22 protein-coding genes and 2 tRNA genes are annotated in these 23414 nt (G+C 42.9%); 7 read left to right on the plus strand and 17 right to left on the minus strand.

Annotated features, from left to right (window positions below):
• Positions 1 to 68 precede the first annotated feature (68 nt).
• The 3 genes from DWW70_RS12300 to typA all read left to right on the plus strand — a co-directional run bounded on the left by DWW70_RS12300 (position 69) and on the right by typA (position 3856).
• Entirely contained in the window at positions 69 to 872 is an 804-nt protein-coding gene (locus tag DWW70_RS12300) for a class I SAM-dependent DNA methyltransferase (RefSeq protein WP_118649956.1), read from the plus strand.
• A 142-nt stretch (positions 873 to 1014) separates the two neighbouring features.
• A complete protein-coding gene (gene hslO / locus DWW70_RS12305) occupies positions 1015 to 1899 on the plus strand; it encodes an Hsp33 family molecular chaperone HslO (protein WP_015533929.1) in 885 nt (294 codons plus the stop codon).
• Positions 1900 to 2029: 130 nt separating this feature from the next.
• On the plus strand, positions 2030 to 3856 hold the full coding sequence (gene typA / locus DWW70_RS12310; RefSeq protein WP_022215896.1) for a translational GTPase TypA: 1827 nt from the start codon (positions 2030 to 2032) through the stop codon (positions 3854 to 3856).
• A gap of 193 nt (positions 3857 to 4049) precedes the next feature.
• Here the strand turns inward: typA and DWW70_RS12315 are convergent, their stop codons facing one another.
• From DWW70_RS12315 to DWW70_RS12325, 3 genes are all read right to left on the minus strand, one after another.
• Complete coding sequence (locus DWW70_RS12315) at positions 4050 to 5426, minus strand: ABC transporter permease (RefSeq protein WP_118649957.1); 1377 nt, start codon at positions 5424 to 5426, stop codon at positions 4050 to 4052.
• 41 nt (positions 5427 to 5467) lie between these two features.
• Positions 5468 to 5812, minus strand: coding sequence for a hypothetical protein (locus DWW70_RS12320; protein ID WP_118018176.1), 345 nt, complete (start codon positions 5810 to 5812; stop codon positions 5468 to 5470).
• 208 nt (positions 5813 to 6020) lie between these two features.
• Entirely contained in the window at positions 6021 to 6380 is a 360-nt protein-coding gene (locus DWW70_RS12325) for a helix-turn-helix transcriptional regulator (protein WP_022215893.1), read from the minus strand.
• A gap of 221 nt (positions 6381 to 6601) precedes the next feature.
• Between DWW70_RS12325 and DWW70_RS12330 the strand changes: the two genes are divergently transcribed.
• The 4 genes from DWW70_RS12330 (at position 6602) to DWW70_RS12340 (ending at position 9159) form a co-directional block, all read left to right on the plus strand.
• On the plus strand, positions 6602 to 7276 hold the full coding sequence (locus DWW70_RS12330; RefSeq protein WP_022215892.1) for a response regulator transcription factor: 675 nt from the start codon (positions 6602 to 6604) through the stop codon (positions 7274 to 7276).
• Positions 7264 to 7761, plus strand: a complete 498-nt coding sequence (locus DWW70_RS15245) for a hypothetical protein (RefSeq protein WP_243017726.1) — start codon at positions 7264 to 7266, stop codon at positions 7759 to 7761. The genes DWW70_RS12330 and DWW70_RS15245 overlap by 13 nt, the downstream gene beginning before the upstream one ends.
• A 118-nt stretch (positions 7762 to 7879) precedes the next feature.
• Entirely contained in the window at positions 7880 to 8587 is a 708-nt protein-coding gene (locus tag DWW70_RS15255; protein ID WP_238051382.1) for a sensor histidine kinase, read from the plus strand.
• A gap of 56 nt (positions 8588 to 8643) precedes the next feature.
• Entirely contained in the window at positions 8644 to 9159 is a 516-nt protein-coding gene (locus tag DWW70_RS12340) for an immunoglobulin-like domain-containing protein (protein ID WP_022215889.1), read from the plus strand.
• Between the two features lie 142 nt (positions 9160 to 9301).
• Here the strand turns inward: DWW70_RS12340 and DWW70_RS12345 are convergent, their stop codons facing one another.
• From DWW70_RS12345 to DWW70_RS12410, 14 genes are all read right to left on the minus strand, one after another.
• Complete coding sequence (locus DWW70_RS12345; RefSeq protein WP_117875053.1) at positions 9302 to 10171, minus strand: hypothetical protein; 870 nt, start codon at positions 10169 to 10171, stop codon at positions 9302 to 9304.
• Positions 10172 to 10293: 122 nt separating this feature from the next.
• On the minus strand, positions 10294 to 10509 hold the full coding sequence (locus DWW70_RS12350) for a hypothetical protein (protein ID WP_055146976.1): 216 nt from the start codon (positions 10507 to 10509) through the stop codon (positions 10294 to 10296).
• A 296-nt stretch (positions 10510 to 10805) separates the two neighbouring features.
• Positions 10806 to 12557, minus strand: a complete 1752-nt coding sequence (gene aspS, locus DWW70_RS12355; RefSeq protein ID WP_117875055.1) for an aspartate--tRNA ligase — start codon at positions 12555 to 12557, stop codon at positions 10806 to 10808.
• Positions 12558 to 13118: 561 nt separating this feature from the next.
• Positions 13119 to 13481: a YccF domain-containing protein gene (locus DWW70_RS12360; protein WP_118649958.1), complete on the minus strand. Its 363-nt coding sequence runs from the start codon at positions 13479 to 13481 to the stop codon at positions 13119 to 13121.
• Positions 13482 to 13570: 89 nt separating this feature from the next.
• A complete protein-coding gene (locus DWW70_RS12365) occupies positions 13571 to 14539 on the minus strand; it encodes a tRNA dihydrouridine synthase (protein WP_118649959.1) in 969 nt (322 codons plus the stop codon).
• Positions 14540 to 14665: 126 nt separating this feature from the next.
• Positions 14666 to 16087: a sodium-dependent transporter gene (locus DWW70_RS12370; protein ID WP_055280491.1), complete on the minus strand. Its 1422-nt coding sequence runs from the start codon at positions 16085 to 16087 to the stop codon at positions 14666 to 14668.
• A gap of 23 nt (positions 16088 to 16110) precedes the next feature.
• Positions 16111 to 16962, minus strand: a complete 852-nt coding sequence (locus tag DWW70_RS12375; RefSeq protein ID WP_117549317.1) for a PHP-associated domain-containing protein — start codon at positions 16960 to 16962, stop codon at positions 16111 to 16113.
• A 38-nt stretch (positions 16963 to 17000) separates the two neighbouring features.
• Positions 17001 to 18041: a signal peptidase I gene (lepB, locus tag DWW70_RS12380; protein WP_117875061.1), complete on the minus strand. Its 1041-nt coding sequence runs from the start codon at positions 18039 to 18041 to the stop codon at positions 17001 to 17003.
• 132 nt (positions 18042 to 18173) lie between these two features.
• Positions 18174 to 19625 carry an IMP dehydrogenase gene (guaB, locus tag DWW70_RS12385; protein WP_015533942.1) on the minus strand — a complete coding sequence of 484 codons (1452 nt, stop codon included), beginning with the start codon at positions 19623 to 19625 and terminating at the stop codon, positions 18174 to 18176.
• A 151-nt stretch (positions 19626 to 19776) separates the two neighbouring features.
• Entirely contained in the window at positions 19777 to 21912 is a 2136-nt protein-coding gene (locus tag DWW70_RS12390) for an LTA synthase family protein (RefSeq protein ID WP_118649960.1), read from the minus strand.
• A gap of 174 nt (positions 21913 to 22086) precedes the next feature.
• Positions 22087 to 22158, minus strand: a tRNA-Gly gene (locus tag DWW70_RS12395).
• Positions 22159 to 22256: 98 nt separating this feature from the next.
• A tRNA-Gly gene (locus tag DWW70_RS12400) sits at positions 22257 to 22328 on the minus strand.
• A 99-nt stretch (positions 22329 to 22427) separates the two neighbouring features.
• Positions 22428 to 22784 (minus strand): heavy-metal-associated domain-containing protein, encoded by a 357-nt coding sequence (locus DWW70_RS12405; RefSeq protein ID WP_117549325.1) that lies wholly within the window; start codon positions 22782 to 22784, stop codon positions 22428 to 22430.
• A 21-nt stretch (positions 22785 to 22805) separates the two neighbouring features.
• On the minus strand, positions 22806 to 23288 hold the full coding sequence (locus DWW70_RS12410) for a transcriptional repressor (protein WP_117549327.1): 483 nt from the start codon (positions 23286 to 23288) through the stop codon (positions 22806 to 22808).
• Between the last annotated feature and the right edge of the window lie 126 nt (positions 23289 to 23414).

Genomic DNA, 23414 nt, shown 5'->3' on the forward strand with positions numbered 1-23414 from the left:
AACTTAAGCTGTGGTACAATTCAAACTGTTATCAAGAGATTTGACCAGCGTAGGCTGAAGGAGGAAGCATGAACGCTTATGAGGTATTTGCCAGTGTCTATGATGAACTGATGGACAACATTCCATATGATGACTGGTGCACATATATAATAGAAGTTTTGAGAAAATACGGAGTGAACGAAGGGCTCATATGTGAGCTTGGATGTGGCACCGGAGAGATAACGGAAAGGCTTGCGGATGCCGGATACGACATGATCGGTATCGACAATTCATATGAGATGCTTGAGGTGGCAAATGAGAAAAAGCTGGATACAGGACATGAATCCATCTTATATCTCATGCAGGACATGAGGGAGTTTGAGCTCTTCGGCACGGTGAATGCCATCGTGTGCGTGTGCGACAGCATCAACTATCTTACGGAGCTTGCCGACATAACCCACGCATTCAGGCTGGCAAATAACTATCTCGAATCAAAGGGCATATTTATCTGCGACTTCAAGACCCGCCACTATTTCAAGGATGTGGTTGCCGACAGCACCATAGCCGAGGACAGGGACGACGTGAGCTTTATCTGGGATAACTACTACGATACGGAAACCGATATAAATGAGCTGGCTCTCAGCCTGTTTCTCCCAGAATACCCAGAATCAGGCATGGAGCCGGATGATGAGTGTCCTCTATACAGGAAGTATCAGGAATTCCATTATCAGCGAGGCCTGACCCTTGATGACATGAGGAAATGCGTTGCTGACTCAGGCATGGAGCTCGTCGCCATGTACGATGCATTTACATGGCAGCCAGCCACAGATTCCAGTGAAAGGGTATACGTGGTTGCAAGGGAGACACACCAGGATAACAAACACTATGAATAGGCTTGTCTTATCATCATTCATAATATAAAATGGTGAAGATTGTCCAATATATCATTATTATAATGCGATTATATATAGAGATAACCGGACAGATTTCAAAATGTAACAAAACTAATCAACATAGAATAGCGAGGTATACAACATGAGCGATCATATAATAAGAGGTATGGCAGCGAACAATCAGGTAAGATTCTTCGCCGGTACAACAAGAGATATCGTGGAAACCGCAAGGTCTATCCACAACACAAGCCCTGTGGCTACAGCCGCACTTGGAAGACTGCTCACAGCAGGAGCACTTATGGGAGCACAGTGCAAGAACGAGTCCGACGTACTCACACTTCAGATCCAGTGCAACGGACCGATCGGAGGACTTACCGTAACTGCAGACGCACATTCAAGAGTCAAGGGATATGTCAACAATCCAAACGTTATCCTTCACGCAAATGACAAGGGTAAGCTGGATGTTGCCAAGGCACTTGATCTCGGCGTGCTTTCAGTTATCAAGGATATCGGTCTCAAGGAGCCTTATGTCGGCCAGACACAGCTCGTATCCGGTGAGATTGCCGAGGATCTGACATATTATTTTGCAACATCAGAGCAGATCCCTACATCAGTTGCTCTCGGCGTCCTCATGGAAAAAGATAACACAGTAAAGCAGGCGGGCGGATTCATCATCCAGCTCATGCCATTTGCATCGGACGAGCTCATAGACGTTCTTGAGAAGAGACTTAACGAGTTCTCTTCTATCACCAGTCTCCTCGATGCGGGCAAGACTCCTCTTGACATCATCAAGGATGTATTTGAAGGATATGACGTTGTAGTGACCGATGAGTTGCCTACCGAGTGGCACTGCAACTGCAGCAAGGAGAGATACTACAATGCGGTACTCAGCCTTGGCAAAAAAGAGATCGCAAGTCTTCTTGAAGAGGGCGAGCCTATAGAGGTCAACTGCCAGTTCTGCAACTCTCATTACAAGTTCTCACCTGACGAACTCAAAGAGATGCTGCTCAAAGCGGCTGCAAAATAATCATTTTTCCGCCATTTGCCCTCATTTTTACAACATTTTTGTACATTATAATTATTGCATTGGTTTTTTCACTATGCTAGAATGTTAACCGTTGTAAAGTAGACTAAATTTGAAAGAAAGAGTGAAAATTATGAAGATAACAAGAGATGATATCAGAAATGTGGCTATCATCGCCCACGTTGACCACGGTAAAACAACACTTGTAGACGAGCTCTTAAAGCAGAGCGGTGTGTTCCGTGACAATCAGGAGGTCGCTGAGCGTGTCATGGATTCCAACGATATCGAGCGTGAAAGAGGAATCACTATCCTCTCCAAGAATACTGCCGTAACATATGGAAGCACCAAGATCAACATCATTGATACTCCGGGTCATGCAGACTTCGGCGGTGAGGTTGAGCGAGTTCTTAAGATGGTAAACGGAGTAATCCTCGTTGTTGATGCATTTGAGGGTCCTATGCCACAGACCAAGTTCGTTCTGAAGAAGGCTCTTGAGCTTAATCTTGCAGTTATCGTATGTGTAAATAAATGTGATCGTCCTGAGGCACGTCCTGACGAGGTAGTTGACGAAGTTCTTGAGCTCCTCATCGAGCTCGATGCAAATGAGGATCAGCTTGACTGCCCATTTGTATTTGCTTCTGCCAAGTCCGGTTATGCAACACTTGACTCATCCGAGCCAGGCACAGACATGAAGCCTCTGTTCGACACTATAATTGATTACATTCCTGCTCCTACAGGCGATCCTGAGGCAGGTGTACAGATGCTTGTCAGCACAATCGACTACAACGAGTACGTTGGACGTATCGGTGTCGGCAAGGTCGACAATGGTGTCCTCAAGGTAAATGAGGATCTTGTCATAGTAAATGAGCATGACCCGGACAAGCTCGAGAGGGTTCGTATCGGAAAGCTTTTCGAGTATGAGGGTCTTAACAAGATAGAGGTTAAGGAAGCACAGATAGGTTCTATCGTTGCTGTTTCAGGCATCGCAGATGTACAGATAGGTGATACTCTCTGCTCCCCTGAGAATCCTGACCCAATTCCTTTCCAGAAGATTTCTGAGCCAACCATCGCCATGACATTCATGGTAAATGACTCTCCTCTCGCAGGCAAGGAAGGTAAGTTCGTAACATCAAGACATCTCCGTGAGAGACTTTTCAGAGAGCTGAACACAGATGTCAGCCTCCGAGTTGAGGAGACTGACACAACTGAGGCTTTCAAGGTTTCAGGCCGTGGTGAGCTTCACCTGTCAGTCCTCATCGAGAACATGAGACGTGAAGGTTATGAATTTGCAGTAAGTAAGGCTGAGGTTATCTACAAGGAAGATGAGCTCGGACATAAGCTTGAGCCATTTGAGATCGCTTATATAGATGTTCCTGACGAATTTGCAGGTACTATCATCAACATGCTGAACCAGAGAAAGGGTGAGCTTCAGGGAATGGCTCCTACAGGAAATGGAACCACAAGACTTGAGTTCTCTGTTCCATCCCGTGGACTTATCGGATTCCGTGGTGACTTCATGACAGCTACCAAGGGTACAGGTATCATCAACACAACATTTGACGAGTATCTTCCATACAAGGGTGACATGAGCTACCGTTCAAAGGGATCACTCATCGCATTCGAGTCAGGTACTTCGATCACATATGGTCTTTTCAACGCACAGGAGCGTGGAACACTGTTCATCGGACCTGGTGAGCAGGTTTATGCCGGTATGGTTGTAGGTGAGAATCCTCGTGCTGAGGACATGGAGGTCAATGTCTGCAAGAAGAAGCAGCTTACCAACACACGTTCTTCAGGATCAGATGATGCTCTCAAGCTTTCACCTCCAAAGGTGATGAGTCTTGAGCAGGCTCTTGACTTCATCGACACTGATGAGCTTCTGGAGATCACACCAAAGTCATTCAGAATCCGTAAGAAGATTCTTGACCATACTCTCCGTTACAGAGCCAACAGGAAATAAGGACGGACGAAAAGTCCTTTGAGATAGTGAAGCCCGTACACTGTAAGGATGTGGATCCATCACGCTCGACTTCCTGAACTAACGATGGCCCACACCCTTACAGGGTACGAGCTAATTTACTTTCTTATAGGGCTTTTCTGTTTTTTGTATCTTTCTGGCTTTTTCTTTATGTTTGCGATAATTTTGTGACCTTTTACCTCCTTGTCACGGCGTCTATTGGTCTTAGTTTTGAGGCCCATCTTGCTGGGAAATAGCCTGCTGCCACTCCGAGGATCACGGAGCCGAGGACTCCGGTCAGTGCAAGCCACCATGGGATCATGGCTATCTGGGTTCCTTTTGCAAGGTTGAACATGGAGACGGCGGCTTTATTCACCACTATTCTCACTCCGTAGGAGGATAATACTCCGAGGACGCCTCCGACAAGTCCTATCACTGCGGCCTCCATGAGGAACAGAAGTCTGAGCTCGTCTATGTCGCAGCCGAGGACCTTCAATATACCGATCTCGTTTACCCGGTCGAATACAGAGGTCGTCATGGTGTTGCTTATTCCTATGACAGCCACAATAAGTGCTATCATTCCGATTCCGCCGAGAAGAAGCTGTATCATCTTGAGGTACTTCTGTATCGTGTCCAAATATTCCTTGGAATTCTCTGTCTGATACCCCATGTCCTGAAGCTTTTTTACCATCGCATCGACGTTATTTATATCATCTACGATCACCACCGCTGATGTGTAGACAAATTCACGGTAGCTGTTGCCATTGCCATCCACCGGCTGACCGTACAGCTTGCCATCGGCGCTGACCTTTCTGAGCAGGCTTTTCAGTGAATCCATATCACAGTATATCGTCTGAGACTTCTCGCTGTAGCTGTCAGAGATGTCCAGCGATTCGTCAGACTCTTCATCCTGAACTGCGCTGTCATAAGAAGTGTCAGCAGAGGCATTGTCAGAGCTGTTATCCGTATCTCCATCAGATAAAACCCCGGCGAGCTTCAGTTTGAATATCCTGTCACTTTCACCGCTCCATCCGACGGTCGTGTCAAATCTCTTTCCGACAAGGGATGCAATACTCTTATTCTCTCTCTTCTCGTAACTGTCAAATATCTTTTGATTGAAGAACATTTTGCCCACACTGCTGCCCGAGATCAGTTCAGGTGTCCCATGTGAAGAATTGCTGTTTTCCCCATAGGCCAGACTCCAGCCATCAAGCTCATTTCCCGGCACACCCACAAGATTGCCAAAGTATTCATACTCCCCATACTTCATACTCACAGGCACCTCATACAGAGGATAACAACCATCCACATTTGCAAGATCTGCCAATGTAGATATCGTTCTGTCCGTTATCATTCGATCCTTATGCTTACTTCCGGTCTCACTGTATATCGTTATCTGGTTGACACTTCCACTTGCAACCGCAGAATCTATCATCTCGTTCTTGACTCCGATTCCCACAGCCAGAAGTGCTACAACCGATATAACACCTATCATCACGCCGAGAACGGTGAGAAATGTTCTGATCTTTCTTCTCTTCATATTCATAAGACACAAATGCCATATCCACCCCATACAATCTATCTCCTTATAAACTCTCTCCCCGTGACCGGAATCTAAAATTCATCAAGAATCTCCTTTTTTCTCCTGTGCTTTCTTATTGCACATATACATAACAGAGCTATCACTATAACCACAGCAATTACACCATATAACACCTTTTTACCACTGCTTTTTGTGCTGTCCTTTATCTTCTCTACATTGTCATACACCGGAGATTCCACAGTCGCCTTGAAATTCCCCTCAATCGTCGTCTCATTCCCCTCTTTGTCCTCATATGTAACTATCACCTTTGACATATCACCGCTCGCAGCAGTCGTCGCCACGGCATTCGTGAGGATATCTATACTTCCGCTCTTTCCAGACTCTATACTGCCTATATACGTCTCAATCTCCTCCATACTTCCCAACAAGCAATTTTCAACCGACGCACCGCAGGACGGGAGGGCGAAAATACGGAAAAGGGTACTCTTTTCCTATGCTTGCTAAGAAAGTTTTTTCCTCACTTATCACTACAACGGAACTCCCAGTATGCCAAAAAGCGCAAAAGAAAAACGCCGCAATTCTGCGGCGCTTCATTCACTTTATGCAGACAAAAACGAGGGAACTTTATTCCCCCGTCCTGTCATTGTTGGCTTCCTCTATGCCTTTTGCAGTAGCAGACATGATTTTTAAGTCTGTTTCGCTCATTGTGTCAAGCATGGTATCGAGCTGACGGCGGCGTGTGGACTTCTCTTGTTCCCGTTCCGGGAAAAAGAACTGGTCTACTGATACGTCAAGCAGGGTTACAAGCTCATATAAAATCTGTAAACTTGGGTGCTGCCCGCTGTTTTCAATGGACGCGATATACCTGGGCGCAATATTCAGTGTGTCGGCTAACTGATTGCGTGATATTCCCTTTGCTTTTCTTGCTGCTTTAATGGCTTGCCCGAAAGCCTTAAAATCATACTTCACTTTATCCTGCTTCATATTTTTCACCCTATTACATTTTACTGTTCCTCTTTTCTTTGAGATATGATTACACATATCATAGTATTGATGGCAATAGAGCATAAAACATGCAGAGTAAGGTTGCTACAACTCATATTGCCATATATAATATCTAATGACATCGAAAATTAAAGAAATTGATTAGAAATAGATTTTTGTTTGATAATCTTAAATCAGATATTCACAATGGAGGCATATTTATGGCGCAGAGTATTTTAATTGTAGACGATGAAAAAGAAATTGTATCAATGCTGTATTGCTATTTCAGCAAACTTGGATATACGGTATATACTGCAACAGCAGGAAATGCTGCATTAAAAGAAGTAGAAAAAAAACCTGACATTATTTTGTTAGACGTTAATATGCCAGATATTGATGGATTTACTGTTTGTGAAAGAATACGGGATTATGTTTCATGCCCTATAATTTTTTTAACAGCACGCATTGAAGATAGTGATAAAATAAAAGGATTTTCTATTGGCGCAGACGACTATGTAATAAAACCATTTTCTGTTGATGAATTAGAAGCTCGCATTGCAGCACATCTTCGCAGAGAAAAAAGACACAATACATCTTCAAAGGTGCAATTTGATGAAGATATGGTTATAGATTATTCCTCACGTATTGTGTTTTATCATAATAAGGATATGGCTTTTACCAAAAAGGAATTTGATATAATATCTTTCCTTTCACAAAACAAAGGAATTGTTTTTGACCGGGAAACTATTTATGAAAAAGTTTGGGGATTAGACGGCATTGGTGATAATACAGTTGTTACAGAACATATCAGACGTATTAGGGCAAAATTTTTATCTTTAGGCGATAGACCTTACATTGAAACTGTTTGGGGGTGCGGATATAAATGGAAAAATTAAAGAGAAGCAGATGGTTCAATCGGTTAAATAGCATGAGTATTAGGATGTCCTTTGTTCTTTATGCTTTGTTTTCGTTGTTGATTGGAATAATTATTTGTATACTTTTAATTTCAATGGTTGACAAATACAGAATAAATTTGAACTATAAGTATGAAAATATGTCAACAAGGTATGATATACCGGAAAATGGTTCATTTACCGCCGCTTATAGTAATGACCAAACAAAATACACAATATTTGATACGAAAGGAAACGAGATATGCAAGTTCAATGTTGATTATCAAAAAGAACGCCCAGTACACGAATATGTCTATCCGAACCATGTTTCATATATCGAAGTTTCACCTAATTTTACAAACCGGGATAGGCTTATTGACCGTGTTTTAGGTTCATTAAATGTTGCAATTATTCCTATCGTATTATCTATTAATATGATATGTTGTGTAACATTTTTTTATAAAAAAAAAAATATCGAAACCTATTAAGCTATTAACTAATGCGTATCATAAAATTGAAGCAAATGACTTAGATTTTACGTTATCATATCCATTAAATGATGAAATGGGAAAACTCTGTCATGCCTTTGAAAAAATGAAAGACTGTTTGGCGAAAAATAATGAAACTATGTTTCGACAATTTGCTGAACAGCGCCGTCTAAACGCTGCTTTTTCACATGACTTACGCACTCCTTTGACTTTACTAAAGGGTCATGCTACTATGCTGCTTTCCTTTATTCCCAAAGGCTTAGTATCACAAGAAGAAATATTAGATGAAATATCAGTAATGTCAAAAAATGTTTCACGTCTTGAAAAATATGTAAATGCTATGACGAACTTATATAGGTTAGAGGATATTGATATTCCACGGCAACAGATTACATTTCATGCACTTATTGATAATTTTAATAACACAGCAGAAGCACTTTGTTATGACAAACATTTTTCAATTACTACAAGCGGTGATAATATAACCTTGTTTATCAATTTAAATACAGTCATGCAGATTTATGAAAATTTACTCTCTAATAGTATTAGATACGCAAAAAGTGATATTGCTATTAGCGCAGTAATAGAGAATAATAATTTAGTTATATCTGTTTCAGATGATGGTTGCGGGTTTAAAAATATTGATATTGAAAAAGCGACATTACCATTTTATAAATCATCGAAAGATATATCTACTGAACATTTGGGATTAGGGCTGAATATTAGTAAGATTTTAAGTGAAAGACATGGCGGAAATATCCAAATTGCTAATAATGAAGCAGGGGGAGCATGTGTTACAGTAAAAATAAATTGCAATGAAAGTTGATTGAAAATAGACATTTTATTGCTATTATAAATTTAAAAGAAAGGAGATAAGGACAAATGAAAAAAATAATATGTATGTTTCTAAACTTATCGTTATTGGTGTGTATTGTTGGGTGCAGTCAAGCAAAGGACAGTGATAACCATGTAGTACAAGATTATTCCGAAGAATATGAGGTTTCTCCTTATGGAAGTGAAGAAGCACTTGACACTTTGGGTGATTTGAAGATTTCAATGAGTACAGAAAAGGATTTAGATTTGAAGCACCTTTCATTTCTAATAGAAAATACTTCTGATAAAGAATACCGATATTCACCAAATTATTTTGAAATAGAAGCTGAACAATCCGGCACTTGGTATCAACTTAAACAGCTTGATGACCCCTCAAAGAGCAATGAAAAGGATTGTTTTATTAAGCCTAACGAACGATTAACATTAGAAATTGATGTTAAAAGTTTTTATGGAGAATTGCCTGCTGGACACTATCGTTTGATTAAACAATTTGCGTTCTTTGAAAGTGAAAGAGATTGGGATTACGATACATATAATTTATCTTGCGAATTTACGATAAGGTAAAAATTCTCTACTTCATAAGCATTAAATAAAAAAGCGCTTATGAAGTAGAAAGTTCGACTCAGAACTTTTGAAAAGATAGCCAAAAATTACTTTGTGATTTCAGAATAAACATCATGGACTTTTCACACATGTTTTCTTTTTTCTACATCCCTTCGTTTATGATAACACTCTTTATACCTGAGACACTGTTAAGTGCGTTCAGTATACCCGTTACCGCCATGTTGCTATTTTCTTCTGATACACCGCCAAGGTCAAGATATATCATTATCTGGTCTTCACCATTATATATATCAATATACCCCATATAGTTTTCTTCATCACCATTTTGCGAAGAATAATCCGCCATCACCTGCTGGATCTCATCTACCTTCTCATCTGTGACACCGCCATCAATATGCACACTATACAAAAAGCTCTCTCCGTCAAATCCTGCAACATGTGCCTCGTAGTTCAGGTCAAGCTGATCTATCCCAAATATACTGTCAAAGTCGAATTCTCCATCTTCCCCATAATCCTCTTCCATAGAAGCATCCATATAAGCTGTCATCTCACTATTCCCCTCTATCTCGTTCTCTTTCTCTGCAGACTTCGTCTCATCCTGCGCTTTCTCCGTAGCTTCCTCCGGTCTTCTCTCAAACCTCGCATATCCGCTGTCATATTTCAGATAAATGACATTCTTCTCAGTTGTGCTGATATATATTTCCTGTCCAGCTTCAAGATCCACGCCTGCTGCCGCAAAATTCTCTGCAGGATAGTCTTTGCTGTCGACCCTTTTTATCGTTCCCGCGATCTCGTATCCTTCCGGCAATTTCTCATCTCTTCCGGTTGCATTGTAATAATAGATGTGTCCATCATACATGACCTGTGGCTGCTCTATTATTCCGCTCTCCACACCGGTCGAGGTCTCCGCACTATTTGTTTCTGAAACATTTCCACCTGAATTTCCACAGGCCGTACACGCCATAATGGAGAGCATCGCAGCACCTATAAATATTCCTTTTCGTATCCCCATATAAATTTCCCTTTTTTAATTCTTATTTATTGATGTAATGTAAACCAACTAACTGTATGTCCATATTAACATGGCTTTTCCAGCTCTGCCACATAAATATTATTAAAGTTGTCACCATATGCTTACTTCCGTCCATCCATATTCTCATCCCGGACATATCTCGCATTGAACTCCATATTTATCTCACGAAGCTCTTTCTTCCCGTCAATATAATCCTGATACATCTCTGTGATACCGCACATGCATCCATCGCAGTAAGCATCTATATTCCCCAGAGAATCGGCAACTATCTGCTCTCGTTCTTCCCTAGTTGTGTCCTTTATAAGAAAACCTGCCATCGTCAAAAGCCTCCTCTTACAATTCTCATAAAAACAATTAAAACCGTTTTTATACACAAGTACATGTCAAAAAAACAGGCACTTGTAGTTCTTGATACATAAGATATGAAACATATATACAAACGATAATGAAAGTGACTGATCTTCAGCGCTTACTGCTGCTGCGAAGACCGCACCGCTCTTATCGCGGTTTTCGCAGCATGCAAATGTAAGCAAGCTGAAGTGAAGGTAACTGAATGTGTTTGTATATATGTTTTCATATCCATATCTCGAACTACAAGTGCCGTCCGGCCTTTTTACTGTCTGACCTTAATGTGAACCTCACGGAGCTGCTGCTCTGTAACCTCGCCAGGTGCTCCGCACATAAGATCCTGTGCATTTCCATTCATTGGGAATGGGATGACCTCTCTGATATTCTCCTCGTTTCTGAGAAGCATGATCATTCTGTCCACACCAGGAGCCATACCTGCATGAGGTGGTGCTCCGAACTGGAATGCATTGTAGAGTGCTCCGAACTTCTCCTTCAGATCATCCTCTGTGTATCCTGCAATCTCAAATGCCTTGACCATGATCTTCATGTCGTGGTTTCTTACAGCGCCTGATGAAAGCTCGATACCGTTGCAGACGATGTCGTACTGGTAAGCCAGGATATCAAGTGGATCCTTCTCATTTAACGCCTCAAGTCCGCCCTGTGGCATTGAGAACGGATTGTGAGTGAAGATGATCTTCTTGCTCTCCTTGTCGTACTCGTACATTGGGAAGTCATTTATATAGCAGAAACGGAATGCGTTCTTCTCGTTGAGATCAAGTCTGTTACCAAGCTCAACTCTGATCTGTCCTGCAAATGACGCTGCAAGCTCCTCCACGTCTGCGATGAAGAAAATAGTATCTCCAGGCTGAAGGCCTGCAAGCTCTGCGATCTCACCCTTCATATCATCAGGAATGAACTTGTCGATAGGTCCCTTGTATGACATATCCTCAAGTATCTCCAGATATCCAAGGCCGCCCATGCCGATGCTCTGTGCAAACTTGAGCATCTTCTCATGCTGTCCCTTTGAAAGCTTCTTGTGTACATTGATGGCACGTACCGTCTTGCCGTGGAATGGCTTGAATGTACATCTCTGGAAGAAATCTGTAAGATCTATTATTCTAAGTGGGTTTCTGAGGTCAGGCTTATCCGTACCAAACTCAAGCATAGCCTGCTTGTAGCTGATGATCGGATATGGAGCCTGTGTAACAACTGCGCCCTCAGGTGCAAACTTCTCAAATGTTGCTGAGAGGACTTCCTCTCCAATCTTGAATACGTCCTCCTGTGTTGCAAAACTCATCTCAAAGTCGAGCTGGTAGAACTCTCCTGGTGAACGGTCTGCTCTCGCATCCTCATCTCTGAAACAAGGAGCTATCTGGAAGTATTTGTCAAATCCTGATACCATGAGAAGCTGCTTGTACTGCTGTGGTGCCTGTGGAAGTGCATAGAACTTGCCCTTGAACTTTCTTGATGGCACGATGTAATCTCTTGCGCCCTCAGGTGATGATGCGCAGAGGATAGGTGTCTGGATCTCAAGGAATCCCATCTCAGTCATCTTCTGACGAAGGTAGCTGATGACCTGGCTTCTGAAGATCATGTTGTCCTTAACCTTCTTGTTTCTGAGGTCAAGATATCTGTACTTGAGTCTCACATCCTCACGTGTCTCCTTGGATGTCTGGATCTCAAATGGAATCTGCTTGTATACCTTACCGAGTATCTCTACAGTCTTCGCCTCAAGCTCGATAGTACCTGTAGGGATCTTAGGGTTGTATGTCTCCTCATCTCTGTGCTCAACGATACCCTCGATCGATACACAGTCCTCCTTTGTTATTCCGTCAAGAAGTGATGTGTCTCTCATTACTACCTGGAGCACGCCATACATATCACGAAGATCGATAAATGATACTCCACCATGGTCACGGATATTCTCTACCCATCCGGCAACCTTAAGTGTCTGTCCCACATCGCCCTCAGTGATCTCGTTCATTGTTCTGTTACGATAAATGTTCTCGATTGTCATCTGTTCTCTCCTTTTCTTTACTATTTGCCTGTGGCTTTATGTCCACTTTGGCTTTTTCAGGATTACGCACTGGCTGTTATTTCTCTTGCAAATAGAAAAAGCTTATGTTCATCCTGAATCAGATGCACATATATATATGCAAATATTCAGGACGAACATAAGCTCTCTCAAACTACCTGTCGGTTACTTGTCTGCTTTCATGTCCGCGGTACCACCTGATTTACCGTTACACGATCTTCGTATATTCAAAGCATCGCGTCCCAGTCCCTCTCAGTCACCTTGCTCATGACCTCTCTGCGTATCGTGCAGCTACGGCTCCCCTACTCGACATAAAACACGTATCCCGCTATGGGCTATATCTTTCAGCTTGCAGCTGGTAAAGTGTTATTCACATATATTCACTCCGCCGGACTCCCACCACCACCGGCTCTCTGTGGGCGATAATCTATGCTACTTCTCTTCGTCATTGCCTTATATATGGCGTCAGCACATATCTGACGCCACATTATTATATTCTAGTGATTCAAGTTCTGTCAACTATATTTATGTATATTTCCACCATCATCCCACAATCTCTGCACCAAACGGCATGAGCGACAGCTTGGCGATCTTAAAGAACTGAAGCCCAAATGGAATTCCGACTATCGTTATGCAAAGCAGCAGCCCCAGGCAGGCATTCTCTACCGCCATAGGTATTCCGCAGCAGAGCAGCCATATGATATTCGCGATCAGCGAGCCAGCCCCGCCTCCATACACTATCTCTTTTCCAAATGGAAAGAATGCAAGTCCTGCAAACTTAAAGCACTGCATCCCAATCGGAATCCCTATCATCGTTATACAGCACAGCACCCCGCTTGCCACCCACGAAAGTCCGCTCAATATTCCGCCACATAAAAACCATATACAATTTCCAAGACATCCCATGATATCATCTCCTAATCATCAAAACACAACTAACATATAGTAATCCAAGCATACACTCATACAATACACCCCATCATACTAAATTCATTTCATCTGCACAGTGCAGCCAGCATCCTGACTGCCGCCTCATACTCACCATTATCTCTAGTCTTCCGGATCTTCTTAAGAGCCCTCTCAGCTCCCTCCACATCATAAAACAGCCTCGACCAGTAAGCCCACAGCTCCTTCATCTTGAACATCGTGTTGCCCCTGCCCACATCCGACTCACAGTAATTCCTGTAAAGTTCATCGTGGAATATGAAAAATCTGTTCCAGTCATATGTACTGTCGCCACACTCTTCTTTTATCCGCTCCGCCAGACAAGGATCAGCTATTATCCCCCTGCCTATCATAACCTTACTTATATCAGGAAAATCGCCCGTGAACCTGTCATAATCCACCACACTGTTTATATCTCCGTTGTAGCACACTGTGTCTGGTCTTCCATATGAAGCCACACCTTCGGCAAACACTTCCATGTTTGGCGTATTCTTGTAGAAATCCGTCTGTATTCTCGGATGTATGATCAGCTCACTTATCGGATACTTCTTATATATTTCTATGATATCCTCAAACTCCACAGAACTGTCTCTTCCTATTCTGGTCTTTATAGACACATCCATCACGTCGGCGGCAAATACTTCATATAAGAAATTGTCAAGTCTCTCTGTATCATACAGTAGACCCGAGCCTTTATACTTCGTTACTACAGTTTTTGACGGACAGCCGAGATTGATATTCACCTCGTTATATCCAAGCTCCTTCAGGAACTTTGCAGCCTTCACAAATCCCTCGCCACTGTTGGTCAGAAGCTGCGGCACCACATTTATCCCCTGATTGTTTTCCGGCAGCACATCCCTTAGTTCCCTGTTTCTGAGAGGACGTCCTTTCGCCGGGGCAATGAACGGCATAAAGTATTTGTCAACGCCGCCGAAATATTTGTGATGTACATTTCTGTATATGTATCCTGTTATCCCCTCCATCGGGGCAAGATATATCAAATCATCCCTGTTGTTCATCCATCATTCTCCCATTAAATCCGTAAACCCGGTATAAATATCCTGCAATGACATTCCTTATGACAAAAATATAGAGGCCTTCATCACTCACATGACAAACGCCTCTACATTATAAACTATATTGTTCTATTTGAACAGATTTGTAACAAACTGTACAAAGTCAATTCCAAATGACTGGAGAAGCAGCAATGCAAGCAGTATTGGTGCCACAAACTTTACCATGACAATATAGAGCTTCTTTCTTCCAAACTTCTCGCCATTTCTTGTAACCTCGTCTATAACCGTCTTAGGCTTCACTACCCAGCCGATAAGTATACATGACAGGATAGCCACAAGCGGCATGAAGATGTTGTTACTCAGGTAATCCATCACATCGAGGATCTGGGCTGTAGCTCCATTTGGAAGCTTGAGCTCAAAGTACCATATGTTGTAACCGAAACATACGACCAACATTCCGACAACCGCATATACAGTTGTTATGACCGCACTCTTCTTTCTCGTGAGATGGAACTTATCCATAAGTCCTGACACTATCGCTTCCATGACCGATACTGAGGATGTGATCGCCGCAAATGTAACCATGATGAAGAACAGGGCTCCGATGACTGTTCCGACCTTACCCATGGCATTGAATACCTTTGGCAGAGATATGAACATAAGTCCAGGGCCCGCTGACATGCCTTCCGTTCCAGAGAACACATACACCGCAGGGACTATCATCAGACCAGCAAGGAAAGCCACTGCCGTGTCAAATATCTCTATCTGATTGATCGACTTCATAAGGTTAACATCCTTCTTAACATATGAGCCATACGCAACCATGATACCCATAGCGACACTTATCGAGAAGAAGAGCTGTCCCATGGCATCCATTACAACCATGAATATATCCCTGAATGTCATTCCCTTAAAATCAGGAATCAAATATACCTTCAGTCCATCAATTCCTGTTCTGATCGTACCATCATCACCGGTATGCTTGATCGTCAGTGAATAGATTGAAATTCCAATTATAAGAATTACCAATATCGGCATGAGCACCTTGCTAAACTTCTCTATTCCCTTTTCAACACCACAGAATACGACAACGCCTGTGGCCGTAAGGAATATAAGTGCAAATACTATAGGCGCAGTCTGGGCTGTTATAAAACCGGTGAAATAACCGTCACCAGTGGCAGCCTCTGTCTGACCTGTAAAATATGCTGTCATATACTTCAGAACCCATCCTCCGATAGTACAGTAATATGGAAGGATTATGACCGGTACGATCCACGCCAGACCGCCAAGCCATTTCCACTTCTTATGTATAAGACCATAAGCTGTGAGCGGTCCCTGCCGAGTCTTTCTTCCTATTGCAATATCTGTTGTGAGCAGTGTGAATCCAAATGTAAGCGCAAGTATTATATACACAAGTATAAACACACCACCGTTGTCCTTTGCCGCAAGATATGGGAACCTCCATATATTACCAAGTCCTACCGCACTTCCCGCTGCTGCCATAACAAAGCCCAGCGTCCCCGTAAAATTACTTCTTTCCTTCTTATTCATAATCGCCCTTTCTGTTTTTGCTTTTATTTTTTGCTATCCAGTCCCCTGTCTGAACAGTTACTTTTCATTTTTGCCTTCAGTTTTGCCGATGCCGCAAAGTATGCGCGACATCTCGCAGGATAATTTCGGAATGCGCCATATATATTGTATAAATAAAATCCATACGTCAGGAATTTGCCGGCAGGTCCTATCTTGTCCTTCAAGGTCTTCGGGTATCTCTTTCCGCCAACCTCGGGATGATTGCCGTCATTTATATAATTTATCAGATCATCCTCCGAATGTATATAATCCGGAAGATATGTACCTGCAAGTCCGACACAGTTCTCCTTATGGGCATCGCTTCCACCCAAAACAGGTATATCATAGTATGACGCAAGCCTTCTGGCCATCTTATTCCTCTTGGCTGATTCACAGCAATTATATCCCTCTATGAAGTCAAAATGCTGTGCATATAGTCTGTGCTCTATCATGCCAAGCCTTCTCGTGCTGCCAAAGCTCATGAACTTCTCGCCAAATGGATGAGCTGGGCCAAGTATACCGCCGCACTCGTGCACAAGCCATATCACCCTGATAAGCGCCATGCCCCTGTGTTCAAACAGGTCGTACACCTCCTCAGGTGTATCTGATGGCAGTACGATGAGGAAATGTCCATAGTCAAACGTATCATACTCGATACCTCTGAGCACAGTGAAATCCTTAACCTTATCTTTCTGCCTTAAGTACGCTTTGTATCCGGAATATGAATCATGGTCTGTGACCAGCATTCCGTGAAAACCACGCTGCTTTAACAGATCAATATAATCAAGAATCTTTACTTTGGCATCGGGTGATCCCTCAGCCGTATGACAATGCATGTCAAATCTTACTCTGTTCATGTGACCATCTCCTCTGATTATCCATCATGACATACAATCTAATACTCTGCTCCGTTTCCAAGCCATGTTATCTGTGAAAATGGGAAATACACAAATTCTGCTTTGGCAAGTATCTTGTCACGCTTCACATAGGTATTCTCCCAAAGTCTGGCATCCGCTGAGTTTGGTCTGTTGTCTCCCAGCATAAAGTAACAGTCCTCAGGAACCTGATACGGTCCAAACGATCTTACGTCAGTCCTTGCCTCATCACTCAGATAATCCTCCTTGAGCGGAGTATCACTTCCATTTATATATACCTTACCATCTATGATCTCCACGGTCTCACCCGGCAGTCCTATGATTCTCTTGATATATATCTGGGACTCATCGTCCGGCCACTTGAATATGGCTATATCGCCACGCTCAGGATCAGAGAACTTATATGTAAGCCTGCTTCCTATTATATTGTCTCCAAGCTGTATTGTCTCAAGCATGGAACCAGTAGGTACATTACAGTTTAATATCACAAATCGTCCCAGCAGAAATGCCAGTACGGCGGCCACAACTACTATCACTATACAATCAATCACATCCTGCTTATAATCACGTTTTATATCTCTGCGCCTTATCCTCATCTGATGCCAGACGACACCGCCATGCTCAGATTCACTCACGCCCTCATCCACAAAACCAAATTGTTCGTAGAATGGGATCATGTTCTCTTTACATGTGAGGACGACTCCGTCGAGTTTACATTTGACCGTCTCCTGAAGAACCTCATGCATTATCTTCGCCGCATATCCATTGTGCTGATAGTCCGGCAGAGTTGACACGCCGAATATCATAAGCCAGCGACCCTTCTTGTCGTAGAAGTCCTCGCCCGTATACATAGCATCGCTCAAATCCTTCTCATTAGTAGTAATGCCATTTATACCTGCTATTATTCGTCCGTCCTTCTTGAGCACCCAGAAGGTTTCTCTGTGTGCCTTCAGTCTTCGCTCTATAGACTCCCGGCTTGCTGCCTCAGCCTCAGGAAATGTCTCCTGCTCAAGCATCACAAGCTGGTCAAGATCTTTTTTACCTGGATTGTTTACCTTCATAAATATCCAAACACCTCTTTTCTAAGACACCTATTCTCCATTATCTCACATAACAGAACGGTGTCAAGAAAAAAGGATGCATATCTGACAGATATGCATCCTCTTATCTGATATCATCTATGCAAATTTCTATTACTCTACACTGTAGTTAGGAGCTTCCTTTGTGATATGGATATCATGTGGATGGCTCTCCTTGAGTGAAGCTGCTGAAATCTTGACGAACTCTGCCTTCTCATGAAGCTCTGCAATGTTCTTTGCTCCGCAGTAACCCATACCTGAACGAAGTCCACCGATGAGCTGGAATACTGTATCCTCAAGTGATCCCTTGTATGCCACACGGCCCTCAACGCCCTCTGGGACAAGCTTTCTTGCGTTCTCCTGGAAGTATCTGTCCTTAGAACCATTCTCCATGGCTGCTATAGATCCCATACCTCTGTATACTTTGTACTTACGTCCCTGATAAAGCTCGAAATCACCAGGAGCCTCATCTGTACCTGCGAACAGGCTTCCCATCATACATACGTTGGCACCTGCTGCCAGAGCCTTTGTGATATCTCCTGAATACTTGATACCGCCATCTGCGATAACAGGGATTCCGGCATTCATAGCTGCATCATATGCCTGCATGATAGCTGTGATCTGTGGTACACCGATACCTGCAACAACTCTTGTTGTACAGATAGAACCAGGTCCGATACCGATCTTGACTGCATCTACACCCATGTCGATCATAGCCTGTGCGCCTGATCTTGTTGCAACGTTACCGGCAATAACCTGAAGGTCAGGATACTTCTCCTTAACCATCTTGAAGGTTCTCAGAACGTTGGCTGAATGTCCATGTGCTGTATCTATAACTATCGCATCAACCTTTGCTGATACGAGCTCTGCAACTCTGTCGAGGATGTTGGCTGTACATCCTACTGCTGCTGCACAGAGAAGTCTGCCCTGTGCGTCATGTGCTGAATATGGGTACTTGATCTGCTTCTCAATATCCTTGATCGTGATGAGTCCCTTCAGATGGAAATCGTCATCAACGATAGGAAGCTTCTCCTTACGAGCCTTTCCAAGGATCTCTCTAGCCTCGTCAAGTGTGATTCCCTCCTTTGCTGTAACAAGACCCTCAGATGTCATTGACTCCTTGATCTTCTTGGTGTAGTCCTTCTCAAACTTCAGGTCACGGTTGGTTATGATTCCAACAAGCTTGCCATCCTCTGTGATAGGTACACCTGAGATTCTGAACTTGCTCATAAGCTCGTCAGCATCTGCCAGTGTATGCTCTGGAGATAAGTAAAATGGATCTGATATTACACCGTTCTCTGAACGCTTTACCTTGTCAACTTCCTCTGCCTGCTTCTCTATGGACATGTTCTTGTGGATAACTCCGATACCACCCTGACGAGCCATGGCAATAGCCATTCTGTGCTCTGTAACTGTGTCCATACCGGCACTCATAAGAGGAATGTTCAACTTAATCTTCTGTGTCAGCTTTGTTGTAAGGTCAACGTCATTTGGTAATACCTCAGAATAAGCAGGTACCAATAAAACGTCATCAAATGTAATTCCTTCGCCAATAATCTTACCCATTTTCTTCTCTCTCTTTCTGTAAAATATTTAATAAGAGCATTGTGCTCATTATGTACGTCAATTAGCCTTAATAGAGAAAACACATCACCCAACACTTATCGCGTTGGGTGATGTAACTTTTTAAACATGCTAACAAATTATATAGTTCTTGTCAAGGCAGTTCTTCCGTCTCCGTGGTCACATTTGTCTCTGTGTCCTCCGGATTTTCAGGATCTCCCTTATATACATAAGTGTCTTCCACTCCGAAGTCTATACTGTCGTCTCCGACCTGCGCCACGGATATCTCCTTGCCCGCCTCAAACGAGTCCTCATATGGAAGAAACAGCGTATCTCTGTCTATATAGATAGTCTCCTTCAAAAAGGCATCATCTATCCACACAAATGTACATTCATTGAAGTTGCTTCCGTGGATATAATATCCATTCATAGGCTGTGGCTCCTCAGCACTCTCACCGTCCCCGGAACCATCATTTGCCGTGAAATCCGCTTCTTCATCAACCGGTGGCACATACACGCCCTTTTTGATCTCCGAGATCCTGATCTTGCTTATACCGTATTTCATATTCGTCGGCTCATATGGCCATCCATCAGGATACATGTATCTCTGTCCATAAAGCATATCATACTCAATGTTCTCGAGATCATCATCATAGTTTGCATCGCCCGGCTTGTACTTTGACTGGAACTTCTGCACATAGCTCTTCTCAAATCCCAGCATATCAAACACCTTTGTGCTGAGCTGATATGCCTCTATATCCTCATCCTCAACCGGGAAGTTCTTCATATTGCTCCAGACAAAATACTCTGTCTGGTAAAGGTCTCCGTTGGTTATATCGTCCTCTGTGATCTCAAATCCAGGGAGATGGTCTCCATACATAACGAGAACGACCGGCTCATCGTACGCCGTAAGTCTGTCTATAAGCTTGCCAATGAAATCGTCCATCTCATGGAGCTGGTTACAGTAATATGTCCACTGTGTATCAAGACTCTCATCACCTGTTCCGGCAACCTTTATAGGGTAACTGTAATTCTCCTCGTCCAGCTCTGATGGGTATCTTCCATGTCCCTGTACGCTGACGGTGAATATGAAATCCCGTCCAGTGGTAGAGTACAGCGTCTTCATGATCTCACCGGTAAGGACATTGTCCTTCTCCCAGTTCTTCTGAGTATGCTCCAGATTGTACATATACTCCATCGGGGTAAATGTATCAAATCCCATGTTTTTATACACCTTGTATCTGTCATAGAATGTACCATCGTGATTGTGCATGGCATGTGTTGAATAACCATCAAGCTTCAACTGTGTCGCCATGCTCTCTATGGTCTGCTTGCCAAGTATGGTCTTATATGGATACTCACCTGCACCGAAATATGCCACGTTAAATCCCGTGAGCACCTCAAATTCCGAGTTGGCTGTACCTGCACCGATCGCCGGCATCGTCAGGAATCCTGATGTACATTCCTCCTTCAGCTTTGTGAAATTCGGAATAGGATTCTCATTGAACGTGAGGCATTTTACATATGACGGATCCATGAATGACTCAAGCTGTACAAATATAACGTTTGGCTTGTCCTTGCCAAGCTTTGAATCCGTTGTGCCAACACTGTCCAGATCATCCTTTATCTCAAGCATCTTATCCTCGCTGTAATCACTCGGCTGTCCTATACCTACATCGACCACACTGTTTGAGAAACAGTATACAAATCCATAATTGTTGTATGCCGTTGCAAGGTTTGCAAAATTATCTGATATAGTCTGTGCATTGAGCGCGATCTTGGTGAAGAGCATTACACAGAAGAATGTCGCAACTATAAACACAGTCGTTCTCGTTCTATATATATTGCCCGTAACCGTCGGCGATTTTATGAACAGAACTATGATGGCTGCCAGCGCAACGAACAGAAGCGCAGCTATGAGCACGATCTGCCATACATTAAAATATTTGTCTATGATAGTTATCGTATTCCTCGCCATAAGCATATCGATAGCTGAAAATGGCGTTATTCTGAATCCCAGAACTATGCAGTTCGTGATTCCAAGTATCAGCCATGCAAACGATATAACGCAGTATCCGAATATTCTCTTTCTCATGAGCAGCGAAAGTGTCAGCGTAAAGAAAATGATCGAACAGTTATACAGAAATATGAGCGGCTGATTCCACACATACGATATCGCCTTAAACAGCGAATGTCTTCCAAGAGCTTCCAGAACAACGTCCAGAACAATTGCAAGAACCAGACAGATAAAAACTGCTGAATGATGAAAATTCTTAAGTCTCTCTTTCATAATTTAATCATTACCTCGTAAAAATTATACTTTTTCTGATATTCAACGATTGTGATTGATTATATCACTACATGTCATTTATTCAATAGTAAAAATGTTTAAATTTTATTACCAATCGCTTCTGAGGGCAAAAAAAAATCAGGATTGAATCCTGAGTGTGAATTAATATAAAAGAGCGCGAGACGGGAATCGAACCCGCGACCCTCTCCTTGGCAAGGAGATGCTCCACCGCTGAGCCACTCGCGCTTATCTGCTGTGCTACCAACAACAATATGGATAATATCACACCGCCAGCAAACTGTCAACAACTTTTTTAAAATTTTAGCAACATGGAAATTATCCAGAGCGCGAGACGGGAATCGAACCCGCGACCCTCTCCTTGGCAAGGAGATGCTCCACCGCTGAGCCACTCGCGCTTATCTGTTGTGTTTTCAACAACAATATGGATAATACCACATCTTATTCGAATTGCCAACAATTTTTTGAAAATTTTTTACAATTTTTTATTCAAGCCTTTATCCTATACCGGTTACTGAGTATCCACACTTCTCTACACAGCTCTTAAGCTCATCATCAGATACTTCTCTTCCGAGCTTAACGATAGCCTGCTTCTTCTTGAGGTCGACTTTTGCGTTCACCTGGCTCAGACTGTTCAGTGCATTCTGTACACGATCTGAACAGTTGCTGCAGTGCATTCCCTCTATGTAAATAGTCTTCACGGCGACAACATCCTTTATCTTGTCACCCTTGACCTTGACGGAACCACCGCCGCCACAGCAGCCTCCTTCTCCTTTAAAGTGCTTTGTAGAACTGATAACTGCACCCACTACTATAAGCACCAGTATGCACACTACCAATATTGTTCCACCCATTGTAGATCATCTCCTTCGTTATTAACAACATGAGCCACAGCCACAAGGCTTTACATTGACACCTGTCACCATCTGATTCTCAATATATCCGCCAGCCATAAGTCCTGCACGGATTATCCTGTTCCACTCTTTGGCCGAAAGCTCAATGCTGGATGAATCATCAAGCTCAATGACACAGGCATCCTCTATACCACAGTTGGCACCACAGGCAACCTTATACATGTTTTTACGGTTGATGGCTCCTATATCCTCCAATGTATTCACCATTCTGTACACTGTAGCCGAGCCTATACGACTGTCCTGCTTGGTCGCCTTATAATAAATCTCCTTGCAGGAAGAACACTCTTCCCCGAGTATTATGTCAAGGAGTATCATTCTCTGTCTGGTTATCCTGCATCCCATTTCCCTGAGTCTGCTGATAACGATCTCTTTCTGCATCTCTGTACGCTGGATACCTGTATCATCTATACTCTTCTTGTCCGTCTCTAATCTTTCGTTAGTCATCATACACGCCTCCTTCTGATTGTTGATAATATTATCATCAAGGTTAGTATGCCCTAACTCAAATTAGTTGTCAATAACGTTTTGTGCTAAAATCTAATATTTTTTCATAATTCAACCTGCAGATCA

The sequence above is a fragment of the Coprococcus sp. AF16-5 genome, from assembly GCF_003479365.1.
Taxonomy (GTDB): Bacteria; Bacillota; Clostridia; order Lachnospirales; family Lachnospiraceae; genus Coprococcus; species Coprococcus aceti.